Source organism: Paraburkholderia sp. BL10I2N1, assembly GCF_004361815.1.
GTDB lineage: Bacteria > Pseudomonadota > Gammaproteobacteria > Burkholderiales > Burkholderiaceae > Paraburkholderia.
Genome location: NZ_SNWA01000002.1, coordinates 3,163,141 through 3,175,244, shown reverse-complemented (window position 1 = coordinate 3,175,244; position 12,104 = coordinate 3,163,141). Strand labels below are relative to the sequence as shown.

Genomic DNA, 12,104 nt, shown 5'->3' with positions numbered 1-12,104 from the left:
GCCCTCGCTTCGAGCGATTGCCGACGCGCTTTTTTCCTTAAACTGCTTTCCATGGGCGCAACAAGTCATTGAACCCATCGACGCGGTTCCCCTCCGCGTTGGTTTGAACCGTACCGTTGATAGCAGTTTGTCCTTGTTGTTCGTTGAAGCACCGGGCAGTAAACGCAGTCGTTGGTGAAACAGATAGTGTTGCCGTGCATTGCAAAGAAAGTCGCCAGGCGACAAAAGTTGTGGGGTTCGCACCAAGCAGCAGGTGAAGGACCAGTCGTGACGCAACAGGTGGTTGAATCAACAATATGGTTGTTGTAGTGGGACGAGATCCACAGGCCTCCACGGGCCTGATCGACTCTTCCATCCTGCCGGGCCCTGTTCCCTCGTGGAACAGGGCTTTTTTTCGTCAACCTCCACGACCGCGGCCTCGCTCCCCCCGACGATTAAGCCTGTCTTAATAATCGCTTGCCATGATGAATCCAAGCGTGTGCAGCAACTCTGTTCCGGTCGCTGGCGGATCGTATGGCGTTTTTCCGGCCAGCAGCGCTTTAGTGGCGGTATCGAGAGTTACGGAAGGAGATTCAACCCATCATGTCAGGCAAATCGCGAACCCGCAAACCTACGCAGCCGGCCATGTCACCGCTGCTTCGTGCACTCACCTATACCCGAGCCGCACATGAGCCCGTCACCGAGGCAATGCTTTTGCAGTGCTACACCGCTCTGGATGCCTTCCGGCGAGGCCATGGCTCGCGCGACCTCTTCGTGACCCTGGCTCGACAACTGCTGGTCGCCGAGGAGTTGTGTCGTCTCGGACACGAACCGTACGCACTTCCGGATGTCGAGGCAGCGCATTCGACAATGATGCATATCGATATCGGTGAAAAGAGAGAAGGCACATGGTTCATCTGCGATGCAGACTACGCGCAGCTTTGCGTTGCGCTCGAGATCTTCGACCGGCAACTGTCCGTCGCATCGCTTGGCGACATCGCAAGGGCCGAAGCGCAAATGCTTGAAGGCATCCTTCGCTCCGCGCGCAACACCGCCATTGCCTGACGCACGGCTTGCAGGAACCCGTAGGTCAGTGTCGTCGAATGCAGGGGCCGCACGGGCGGTTCTGGCTCGGCCAGTCACCCGCAGCACTCCTCCCGCTTATATCGTTAGAACAAAAAACACGTTCGCGCCGGCGCAATCAGTCACTAAGATGGCGATTCAAGTCTGGTTCGTTCGGGTTCCCGCGCGCGCAGCCCGCCGCATGGGCCTGACGGCCACCGTTGAAGGAGCATTTCCTTGACCCGTTTCGATCATCATCGCCGGCCACTCGTCGTGGGAATCGGTGGCACGACGCGCGCGGCGTCGTCTACCGAGCGTGCGCTCGGTTTCGCGTTGCGCGGTGCCGAAAGCGCTGGTGCGCGCACCCATCTGTTTGGGGGCATCTTTCTGCACAGCTTGCCGCATTACGCGCCGGAAAATTCGCAACGTACCGACGAACAGCTTCAACTGATCGAAGCGGTTCGCGACGCCGACGCGATCATCATCGCGACGCCGGGCTATCACGGCGGCGTCTCCGGCCTTGTCAAGAACGCACTCGACACGCTGGAAGAACTGCGTTCCGACGAGCGTCCGTATCTGGACGGCCGCGCGGTCGGCTGCATCGTGACTGCGTACGGGTGGCAGGCGGCCGGTTCGGTACTCACGTCGCTGCGCTCGATCGTTCATGCATTGCGCGGCTGGCCAACGCCGTTCGGCGCGGGCATCAATACACTCGAGACACGCTTTGAAACCGTCGATACCTGCTCCGATCCAAAGGTCGTCGAGCAACTCGCAACCGTCGGCCGTCAGGCGGCGCAATTCGCACTCGCATTCGGGGCACAGCACACACCATCCCGACAGGCTGGCGTATCGCAGGAAAACCGTTCGGCAAAGGTCCTGACGTTCGCAAACTGAGCGCGGCGTCATCCGCAGATACCGTGACGTCAGAGGCGAGGTCATCGCGCCTCGTCGCCCCCTCGCCCCGTCGTCGTTTGCCTCGTGCGACGGGCCACCTGTCGGCAAGGCGGTCAGGGTGCGCCACCGCACACATCCCGTCCTGCGCCCCCGTCTTTCGTGTGCCAAACCACAGACGCCCCCTGACGCGCGCGGGATATTGCTCTCAAGCGCATACGACACCGCCACATCCGAATCTCAGATGACCGTTACAGGCCGCCCCTGATTTGCTTGCGACGAAAGCCTGGTTCACGCGGTACGCGGCGCGGCCTACGCCTGGTCCCTGCCCGCACATTAATCGACCTTCGCTTGATGCGTGAACCCAGAACGCAAGCGGGCACGATCATCGCCACGACCATGACTCGAAATATTCGCTATAAAGGCTACGAGGTCGCGCCCATGGCGCAGCGGCTTCCGAACGGCCTGTTCGCCGCCAATCTGACCATCGAGAAGCTCACTGCCAGCCGCGGCCCTGCGTATTCGTTCGACGCACTCGACTACTTCTTCGACGAAGAGCACGCCCTCGCCTACGCGTTCCGCTGGGGACGTTTGTGGATCGATAGCCATCAGTGATCGACGGACCGGATCCGGGCGCAGGCGGTGCACTGGCGGCTTCGGCATCATGTTTTTGCAGGCTGTGCCAGAATAGGCGAACTGTTCGCTCGCCCATTTTCGCCTGCCATGTCCGATACCCTGACGCATGCACCCGAAGATCGCGCCTTGCGCCAATGGACGTTTCGTCATCCAGCACGCGTCAAGATCGGCTCCGACGCGCACACGCAGATGTTCAGCCGCCTGCTGCTGGAAGCGCACAATCCCTGCAAAGCTGCCGTTCCAGACTGGCCGCCGCTCCCGCCTGATGCGCTCAGGCGTCTGACCTCGCTGCCGGTCTGGAACATTGCCCGTCGGACCGAAGGCCGCGGCTCCTCGCGCTACTTCCACTGCGCTTCATGAAACGATAGCGCGCGGCGGACGTCTTCACCGCGCACCCCTGGTACGGACAGAGAGGCACAGCATGGCATGGACGGTCGATGAACAACTGGCGCTGACAGCCACCGAGGCGGTCGCGGCAATTCAGGCGGGGCGTCTTTCGGCTACCGACTATGTCGCCACGCTGCTTGCCCGCGCGGCCGCGCTCTCCACGCTCAATGCGCTGACGGCGCTCAATATGGAAGGAGCACTCGACGCCGCCGCGCGCATCGATGCACTGTCCGCAAGGGAGAAAGCGCGCCTCCCACTGGCCGGCCTGCCTGTCGTCATCAAGGACAACATCAATACGATTGGCCTCGTGACTTCGGCCGGCACGCCCGCACTCGAGAATTTCGTTCCGCAGACCAACGCGCCTTCGGTACAACGGCTGCTCGATGCCGGCGCGATCGTGCTCGGCAAGGCCAACATGCACGAACTGGCGTTCGGGATCACGAGCACCAATCTGAGCCTGCACGCTGGCATCGTGCGCAATCCGTATGACGCGGCGCTGATTCCCGGCGGATCATCGGGCGGCACGGCGGCGGCCATTGCCGCGCGCATCGCCCCGGCCGGACTCGGCACCGACACCGGCGGCTCGACGCGCATTCCCGCCGCACTCACGGGCACAGCCGGCTTTCGTCCCTCGGTCGGCAATGGCGGGCGCGAACGGCGCTATCACGACACGAATGCAGTCGTGCCGATCAGCCGCACGCGCGACACGGTCGGGCCCATGGCGCGCACGGTCGCGGATATTGCGCTGCTCGACGGTGTCGTGACCGGCGATACCGCGTTGCCGGCCATTGCACTCCCGGGCCTGCGCATCGGCCTGCCTGCACAGTTGTGGGCCGGGCTGGAGCAGGCGCTTGAACAGGTCGTCCGTGCCGCGCTGGGCCGGCTCGCGGCTGTCGGCGTGACCTTCGTCGAGGTCGATATGCCAGAACTGCTCACGTTCAACGACAGGATCAGTTCGCCCGTGGCGCTGCATGAAGCCGCCGATGACGTGCCGGCCTGGCTCGTCGCCAACCAGGCGCCCGTGAAAACCCTCAACGCACTGGCCGCGCGAATCGCCAGCCCGGACGTGCGCGGCGTCTACGATGCCGTCATCGCCGATGTCTTCGCCGGACAATACGAAGACGCCATGAAGACATGGCGTCCGCAACTTCAGCGGCTCTACGCCGATACGTTCGCGACGCACGGGATCGACGCGCTGCTGTTTCCGACCACCCTGCTCGCAGCCGTGCCGATCGACGAGGTGAACGGTTCGTCGTCGGTGTCGGTCGATGGAGGGCCGACCGTCGACGAGATGGCGGCGTTCCTGCGCAATACCGCTCCAGCCAGCAACGCCGGTATTCCCGGACTGTCGCTGCCGGCTGGCATGACTGGCGACGGCCGTCCCGTTGGTCTCGAACTCGATGGCCCGACCGGCAGCGACCGGCACCTCCTCGCGATCGGCGTGGCGTTCGAGACGGTGCTCGGATCGTTGCCCCCGCCGGTGCTGTGACGCCCGCAAGGGCTCGCGGCACGCCGGCGCGGGCTCCAGCTGACGGGCGCTATAATCCCTCCGTTCCGTCGGCGGTCCGCGTTTGCGCGTGTCGAGCGCCGGGACACGCCGCCGTCCATCGCCACGCCCGCTGATCTCATGCAATTTCGCCCGATCCCGACCTTCACCCGCAAGCGCCTTTCCGACGTCGTATCGGACCAGATTAAGCAGCTGATCTCGGACGGCGCGCTGCGTCCGGGCGACCGTTTGCCTGCGGAGCGCGATCTGGCAACACAGCTGGGCGTGTCGCGTCCGTCGCTGCGCGAAGCGTTGATCCGGCTCGAAGCGGACGGCTACATCGAAATGACCGGACGCGGCGGCTTTGTGGTCGTCGACATGACGGCCGCCGTGATCTCGAAGCCGCTCGCCGAACTGCTGCTGCAAAATCCACGCACGAGCGCGGATATTCTCGAATTGCGGCAAGGTCTGGAAGCCATTGCAACCGTCTATGCCACCGAGCGCGCGACACCCGGCGATCTCGAAGCCATCCGCGCCGCATTCGAGGCGCTGAAGGCCTGCGCGCTGTCGTCCGATCGCACGCAACTGGCCGACCTCGATGCCGCCTTTCACCTCGCAATCGCCGACTCGACCCACAACATCGCGCTTGCACATGTGATGCACGGCATCCACACGTTGATCCGCGAATCGATGCGGCAATCGCACCGGCTCATCGACTACGACGACGCAATGGAACGGCAACTGCTCGACCAGCACCAGGCGATCTACGACGCCGTGATGGCGCGCGATTCGCAGCAAGCACGCAAGGCCGCCGAACAGCATCTGATCTACGTGCGCCATCTCTACGAACAGCATGCCGCAAATGAGACCTGAATCGCGTAACAGACGCCCCCTGCGCGTCGCGCTGTGGACAATCGCCAGCATGCTGCTCGCCGCAGCAAGCGCCGGCTGCGCGCAACTCGCCGCGGCCGATTCGAATGCACTGTGGAAGATCGTCGACGGACAGTGCGTGATGTCGATGAGGTCGGCAGGCAATCCGGGCTTCTGCACGCGCGTCGATCTGGCCGGGCATTATGCGATCCTGAAGGACATCAACGGCTCGTCGCAGTATCTGCTGATTCCGACGGAGCGCGTGCCCGGCATCGAAAGCCCAAGCCTTCTCGATCGCGATGCGCCCGGATACTGGTCTGACGCGTGGGATTCGCGCACCTACGTCGAAAAGGCCGTCAAGAGGCCGCTTGGCGACGATCAAATGGGGGTTGAGATCAACTCGGCATATCGCCGCTCGCAGTCGCAACTGCATATCCATATCGACTGCATGCGCGCCGACGTAATCGACGCGCTCGCGCGGCATCGCGAGAATATCCCCGGCAAATGGCACTGGGACACACTCGACGGCAACCGTTACCGGGTCATGCGCGTGACGGCGTTGACACAGGGCGATGACCCGTTTCGCATCGTCGCGCGCGATCGCGCTGCGTCCGATGCAATGGCTTCGCAGACCGTGCTGGTTACCGGCGCGGGACCATCGGCTGCGCGCGACGGCTGGCTGATCGTCAACAGTGGTCTCGATCTCGATGAAGGCAGCGGGTCGGCGGAACCCCTGCTCGATCACACCTGCAAGATCGCGCGCCAACCGTAGCCGTGTTTCAACCGCTGCTGGTCGCGCTCGAGGCGCCCACGCTCCGGCGGTTGAGCGTGGCCAACTCAGTCAGCACATCATTACGACCGCATCCGATTAAGTTCATCGATGCGGAGACGATAGCTTCGCAGTAGACAAGCTTTATCACCACACACGTTGCGAGAATCGCGAAGCCATGCTCGTTGATCCGCTCGTAATCGCGTCTTGTTAGCCGATACTTTCATCTTTTGGCTATAGAGTTCTGCCAATGTTTTATCGACACGGGTGAGCTCCGCATCCCCGCAGATAAGCTGCGCTTGAACAGATATAAGCTTGCTGCAATCGAGACTTTGCATCAATGCAGCCTTCGTCCCATAGCGGATTTCCATTAGCCCTGGTTTGCATAGCCCTTGCAACGACTTGCAAGCAGCGTCGTGCCCGACCCATGCCATGTCTCCCGCACCAAATTGCTTAACGAAGTGATTGATGCCTGAGTGGCTTACCCCCCTTCGCATGGCGTTTGCCGCGATTATTTCGTTGCAGAGCGAGTCCTCGGTGGAGGTTCGCCCGTCGCGCCGGTAGCAACTGTGAAAACCGAGCAGCCCAGTCCCGAAGACACTTCGGCGTTCCCCGGAAGCGAACAGGATAGAAGCGCAAGCGGACGCGCACTTGAATTTATCGGGAACTGCTGTATAGACGCGTACTTTATCCATTGCGTCAACGACCCGGAAAGCGGCTTCAACATTCCCTCCTGGACTATTTAAAACGAGGATAACGAGTCCTTCGTCATCACGGTCGGCCGTCCTGGCGAGCGCCAGAAACTTCTCCGCGTCACCGTCCTGAATCCTCCCTTCACCGACAACCATTTTCAGCTTTAGTTGTGGTTGGTAGGAGATGCTGAAATCCATCCCTGGCGCCGCACCGGGAATCATCAGCAAAGTGAAACAAAGCCACGAAAGCAACCGCTGGATCAAGCTTTGTACGGCCGCGCTTTTGGCTATTGGGTACTCAGTGCCGCGCATACGCTTCTCCTCGGAATATCAGAAGCATAGTCTCGAGTCTGTCTTGAGCGGTGTCATGGAGCGATCGATCCATGCAAGCCGGTGTACCGTCGACCGAAGCGTGCTCGTGAACACTACGGTTACCCGAACTCCGAAGCGCCATAAGGAGGACTTGTGGATCCCCTCCAACAAGATCAAGATTGAGCTGACCGAGGATGCTCAAGCTTCGGTTCAGGATTCAGGCGTTTGACCGGTTCGACGTAAAAAAATCAGGGAGAACCCCTATGAAAAGTCCGGGTCATATCCGCGCCGTCAGTCGTCGCACGGTGCTCAAGGGGGCCGCTGCTGCTGCAGCGTTGCAGCTCGCCTCGCCCTTCATCATCAAGGCACGTGGCGAGACACCGCTGCGCATCGGCATGGTCGATCCGATGACCGGCGTTTATGCTGCAGTCGCACAGAATGAAGTGACGGGCGCCAGGCTCGCCGTGCAACAGGTCAATGCCAACGGCGGCATTCTCGGGCGCCCCATCGAGCTGCTGGTAGAAGACTCGGCGAACGACGTCGGCACTGGCGTGCAGAAGGCGCGCAAGCTGATCGATCGTGATCAGGTCACGTTTCTGATCGGGGACGTGAATTCCGGCATCGCTCAGGCCATCGCCCAGGTCAGCAACGAGAAGAAGGTGTTGCACATCGTCTCGGGCGGCCACACCGACACGATCACCGGCAGCGATTGCAAGTGGAACGTCTTTCGCGTCTGCAATACGACAAGCATGGAGGCCAACGCGGTCGCCGACCTCCTCTTCACCAGGTATGGCAAGAAGTGGCATTTCATTACCCCGGACTACGCCTTCGGTCATACGCTGCAAAAGGCCGCGCTGGGGGATTTGCAAAGGCTCGGCGGCACGATGACCGGCAACGAACTCACGCCGCTCGGCACGACCGATTTCTCCGCGTACCTGATCAAGGCGCGCGCAGCCAACCCCGATGTTCTGCTGGTGCTGCCGCAAGGTTCCGACATGGTCAACTGCCTGAAGCAGATCGCGCAGTTCGGCATTGGAAAGCAGATCCACGTTGCCGGGCTTCAGCAGGAGCTCGAATCGCTCGAGGCGATGCCGCCGGAGGCGCGCGTCGGCATCTGGATGTTCGAGTGGTACTGGAAGCAGCCGGGTGTTCCGGGCGTCGAGAAGTTCGTCGCCGACATCCGCAAGATGAATGGCGGCAAAGTCCCCACCGCACGCCACTGGTTTGGCTACACGTCGGTTCATACACTCGCCGCGGTCGCCAATAAGGAAAAGAGCCTCGATGCGAAAAAGCTCGCCGAGGCGCTCGGCGGGTTCGAACTCGCGGACGACGTCAAGCTGCAGCCCAACAAGTGCTACTACCGCAAGGGAGACCACCAGCTGATGACCTCTTCGTTCGTCGGCGAAGCGCTGTCTCAGCCGGCGGGCGACCCAGAGGATCTGTTTCGCGTCGAGCGCGTGGTCGCCGGCGACAAGACTGCCCCGCCCGAGGCTGCGACCGGCTGCCAGCTGCAGTGGCCGGCCTGATCCCGAGGACGATGTCCGCGCGGTAATGCCGGAAACCGTTGCCACGAACCTGCCACGCATGCGTGGCAACACAGCGGCCCAGGCTGCCCGACGCGGCGCGTGCATGGGTTGCGTCAGGACATGAGCGGCCGATGACTCAACTACTCCTTTTCAACGTCACCAACGGGCTGATCATCGGAGCGTTTTACGTGCTGATGGCGCTTGGCCTGTCGCTCATTCTCAACCTGAGCAACGTGATCAACTTCGCCCATGGCGGCTTTCTCGTGATCGGCGGCTACATTGCCTATACGATCACGCCGTATGTCGGGTTTTGGGGTGCATTGCTGATCGCGCCAATATGCACGGCCGTCATCGGTCTCGCCGTCGAGCGGGTACTCATCCGGCGAGTCTACGGGCGCGATCCGCTCTACAGTCTGTTGCTGACGTTCGGCCTCGCCTTCATGATCGAGGACGGCACCCGTTCCATCTGGGGTGCGCAGGGCAAGCCCGTGACCATCCCGCCCGTGCTGGCGCGGCCCCTGAGCAACGAGTTCTTCTTCATCACCGGCTACCGCCTGTTCATGGTCTGCACCGTGACCGTCGCCGTTGCACTGCTCTTCATGCTTTTGCGCTACAGCCGGCTCGGCATACGCATCCGCGCCGGCACGCTCGACCTCGAGACCGTCGCGGCGCTTGGCATCAACGTGGGCAGGCTGCGCGCACTCAATTTCGCCGTCGGCATCTTTCTCGCCGGTCTGAGCGGCGTGCTCGCCGCGGGCCAGCTCGGGCTGGAGCCGACAATGGGAACCGGCCTCCTGATGCCGAGCTTCATCGCCATCATCGTCGGCGGGGTTGGCAGCCTCACCGGTACACTGCTCGGCGGCTTGCTGATCGGCGTCGCTTCCGGCATCACCGCCGTGTTCCTCCCTGCGGCGAGCGAGGCCATCATGTACGTGCTGATGGCCGTGGTCTTGCTGATCCGCCCGCGCGGCCTGCTCGGCGAAGAAGGCATGATGACATGAGCACATACCCCCACGCTCCCCGGCTGGTCGTCATCGCGGCGCTCTGGGCAACGCTCCTGCTCGCGCCCTACTGGATGCCGTTGCTGGGCGGCTACACCGCGCTCGGCACGCGCGTGCTCGTGCTCGGACTGGCAGCCATGTCGGTCAACTTCCTGCTCGGCTTCACCGGCGTGCTGTCCTTCGGACACGCGGCGTATTTCGGACTCGGCGCCTATGGCGCCGGCCTCGCGCTGAAGTTTATCGCGCCGAGCACACCGCTCGCGCTGCTGTGCGGCACGCTGCTCGGCGGCATTGCCGGCACGCTGCTGGGCGCGCTCATCGCACGGCGACGCGGCGTCTACTTCGCCATGGTCACCATCGCGTTCGGGCAGGTCTTCTACTACATCGCCTTTCAATGGAGCGCCGTCACCGGCGGCGACGACGGGTTGCGCGGCTTTTCACGCCAGCCGCTCGATCTCGGCGTCGCCCGCATCGACATCCTGTCGAACGCAAACGCGTTCTACTACTTCGTGCTGTTTTGCCTTGCGTTGGCGATCGGCGTGATGGGCTTCATCCTGCGCTCCCCGTTCGGGCGCACCATGATCGCAATCCGCGAAAATGAGCGGCGTGCGCGCTTTCTCGGCATTCCCGTCGATTGGCACATCTGGATCGCCTTCACGCTGTCCTGTTTCTTCATGGGGTTCGCCGGTGCGCTCTACGCTCTCCTGAACAACTTCGCCGATCCGCGCGGGCTGCACTACAGCCAGTCGGGCGATTTCGTGATGATGGCGGTGATGGGCGGCATGCGCAGCTTGTGGGGGCCGCTGCTCGGCGCCGCGGTATTCGTCGTGCTGCAGGATTATCTTTCGAGCATCACGGTCAACTGGATGTCGTTCGTCGGCATGCTGTTCGTCGCAATCGTGCTGTTTTTCCCGCGCGGGCTGCTCGGCTTCATTCAGCGCAGGAGCGACTCATGAGCGTGCTCGAAGTCAGGCGCGTCAGCAAGCGCTTTGGCAGCCTGACCGCGGTGCGCGACGTATCGCTCACGGTCGAGAAGGGCGAGCTGCGCGCTGTCATTGGGCCGAACGGCGCCGGCAAGACCACATTTTTCAATCTCATCAGCGGCTTTTTCCCACCTAGCGTGGGAACGATCGTGTTCGACGGACTCGACATCACGGCGCTTCCTGCGTATCGGCGCGTTGCGGCCGGCATCGCCCGCACGTTCCAGATCACCGAGATTTTTCCTGAACTGACCGTATTCGAGAACGTGCGCATCAGTGCGGAGGTGACGGAGGGCTTTCGCCTGCGCCCGTGGATCAGCAGCACCGGGCGGGCGCGGGTTCGTCGTCACATCGAAGAGACGCTTGAGCTCACGGGTCTTGCTGGCAAATCGCACCGGCTGGTCGGCGAGCTGCCGCACGGTGACCAGCGGGTTGCCGAGATCGCCATGGCGCTGGCGCTGCGGCCGCGCCTCCTGCTGCTCGACGAGCCCACCGCCGGCATGGGCGATCAGGAGACTCACGAGATTACGCAGCTCGTGCGCCGCCTGCACAGCGGCGGCAATTTCACCATCGTGCTGATCGAGCATGACATGCGCGTGGTCTTCCATCTCGCCGATCGAATCACGGTGCTCGATCAGGGCGGCCTCCTCGCCGAAGGCTCGCCAGCTGAGATCGCTTCCAACGAGGCCGTACAGGCCGCCTATCTGGGTAACACAGCATGAGCGCCGCACTGACCGCCGAAGGGCTGCATACCTACTACGGCAAGAGCCATATCCTGCATGGCGTGAGCCTGAAGGTTGCGGAAGGCCGGATCACGGCACTGCTCGGTCGCAATGGAGCCGGCAAGACCACGACCTTGCGTACCCTCGTGGGTTTGACGCCCGCACGCCAGGGGTGTGTGACGATTTTCGGCGCGGATACCACGCGCTGGCCGACCTTCCAGATCGCCGCGAGCGGCGTCGGCTACGTGCCCGAGGGGCGAAGAATCTTCGCCAATCTCAGCGTCGAGGAAAATCTGATGGTCCCGTTGGAGCGCGGCGGACCATGGACGATCGCACGAATCTACGAGCTGTTTCCACGCCTCGCCGAGCGCAGGTTCAGTCGCGGGCGCCTGCTGTCCGGCGGCGAACAGGAGATGCTATCGATTGCCCGCGCACTCCTGCTCAATCCCCGGCTGCTCATTCTCGATGAGCCATCGCAAGGTCTGGCCCCGCTGATCGTTCGGGAGGTGTTTCGAGTCGTGTCGCAGATGCGCGGTGATGGGATTTCGGTATTGCTGGTGGAGCAGAACGCACGCATGAGTCTCGAGATCGCCGATGATGCTTACGTGCTGGACGATGGCGGCATCGTCTACTCGGGAGACGCGGGCACGCTCGCCGCCGATGAAAGCCGGGTACGAGCCCTAACCGGTGCCAGCGTGGAGCAGTAGACGCCATGCGCGCCTGTCTTACTGCACCTCGTTCCCGCCCATGCGGGATTCGAAATGCTGGTGCAGCAGACTCCGGAGTACCAG

At 62.6% G+C, this 12,104-nt stretch carries 12 protein-coding genes and 1 pseudogene; 12 read left to right on the top strand and 1 reads right to left on the bottom strand.

Annotated features, from left to right (window positions below; translation table 11 throughout):
• Positions 1-582: 582 nt before the first annotated feature.
• The 7 genes and pseudogenes from B0G77_RS36700 to B0G77_RS36670 all read left to right on the top strand — a co-directional run bounded on the left by B0G77_RS36700 (position 583) and on the right by B0G77_RS36670 (position 6,083).
• The gene (locus B0G77_RS36700) at positions 583-1,044 is read left to right on the top strand and encodes a hypothetical protein (protein ID WP_133666636.1); all 462 of its coding nucleotides are present in this window, start codon (positions 583-585) and stop codon (positions 1,042-1,044) included.
• Positions 1,045-1,278: 234 nt separating this feature from the next.
• Positions 1,279-1,935 carry an NAD(P)H-dependent oxidoreductase gene (locus B0G77_RS36695; protein ID WP_133666635.1) on the top strand — a complete coding sequence of 219 codons (657 nt, stop codon included), beginning with the start codon at positions 1,279-1,281 and terminating at the stop codon, positions 1,933-1,935.
• A 396-nt stretch (positions 1,936-2,331) separates the two neighbouring features.
• Positions 2,332-2,547, top strand: coding sequence for a transcriptional regulator (locus B0G77_RS36690; RefSeq protein WP_133667037.1), 216 nt, complete (start codon positions 2,332-2,334; stop codon positions 2,545-2,547).
• Between the two features lie 108 nt (positions 2,548-2,655).
• Positions 2,656-2,907, top strand: a pseudogene (locus B0G77_RS36685) (ferritin-like domain-containing protein); the annotation flags it as partial.
• An 82-nt stretch (positions 2,908-2,989) separates the two neighbouring features.
• Positions 2,990-4,444 (top strand): indoleacetamide hydrolase, encoded by a 1,455-nt coding sequence (gene iaaH / locus B0G77_RS36680; protein ID WP_133666633.1) that lies wholly within the window; start codon positions 2,990-2,992, stop codon positions 4,442-4,444.
• Between the two features lie 138 nt (positions 4,445-4,582).
• Positions 4,583-5,314 (top strand): FadR/GntR family transcriptional regulator, encoded by a 732-nt coding sequence (locus B0G77_RS36675; RefSeq protein WP_133666632.1) that lies wholly within the window; start codon positions 4,583-4,585, stop codon positions 5,312-5,314.
• Positions 5,304-6,083, top strand: a complete 780-nt coding sequence (locus B0G77_RS36670; RefSeq protein WP_243751358.1) for a CDP-diacylglycerol diphosphatase — start codon at positions 5,304-5,306, stop codon at positions 6,081-6,083. The genes B0G77_RS36675 and B0G77_RS36670 overlap by 11 nt, the downstream gene beginning before the upstream one ends.
• 80 nt (positions 6,084-6,163) lie before the next feature.
• Here the strand turns inward: B0G77_RS36670 and B0G77_RS36665 are convergent, their stop codons facing one another.
• Positions 6,164-7,084 carry a lysozyme inhibitor LprI family protein gene (locus tag B0G77_RS36665; RefSeq protein WP_133666630.1) on the bottom strand — a complete coding sequence of 307 codons (921 nt, stop codon included), beginning with the start codon at positions 7,082-7,084 and terminating at the stop codon, positions 6,164-6,166.
• Between the two features lie 263 nt (positions 7,085-7,347).
• Here B0G77_RS36665 and B0G77_RS36660 point away from each other — a divergent pair, with 263 nt between their 5' ends.
• The 5 genes from B0G77_RS36660 to B0G77_RS36640 all read left to right on the top strand — a co-directional run bounded on the left by B0G77_RS36660 (position 7,348) and on the right by B0G77_RS36640 (position 12,020).
• Positions 7,348-8,610 (top strand): ABC transporter substrate-binding protein, encoded by a 1,263-nt coding sequence (locus tag B0G77_RS36660; protein WP_133666629.1) that lies wholly within the window; start codon positions 7,348-7,350, stop codon positions 8,608-8,610.
• A 131-nt stretch (positions 8,611-8,741) separates the two neighbouring features.
• A complete protein-coding gene (locus B0G77_RS36655; RefSeq protein ID WP_133666628.1) occupies positions 8,742-9,611 on the top strand; it encodes a branched-chain amino acid ABC transporter permease in 870 nt (289 codons plus the stop codon).
• A complete protein-coding gene (locus tag B0G77_RS36650) occupies positions 9,608-10,567 on the top strand; it encodes a branched-chain amino acid ABC transporter permease (RefSeq protein ID WP_133666627.1) in 960 nt (319 codons plus the stop codon). Before B0G77_RS36655 ends, B0G77_RS36650 begins: the two co-directional genes overlap by 4 nt.
• The gene (locus B0G77_RS36645) at positions 10,564-11,313 is read left to right on the top strand and encodes an ABC transporter ATP-binding protein (RefSeq protein ID WP_133666626.1); all 750 of its coding nucleotides are present in this window, start codon (positions 10,564-10,566) and stop codon (positions 11,311-11,313) included. Before B0G77_RS36650 ends, B0G77_RS36645 begins: the two co-directional genes overlap by 4 nt.
• Positions 11,310-12,020, top strand: coding sequence for an ABC transporter ATP-binding protein (locus B0G77_RS36640; protein WP_133666625.1), 711 nt, complete (start codon positions 11,310-11,312; stop codon positions 12,018-12,020). Before B0G77_RS36645 ends, B0G77_RS36640 begins: the two co-directional genes overlap by 4 nt.
• Positions 12,021-12,104: the final 84 nt, after the last annotated feature.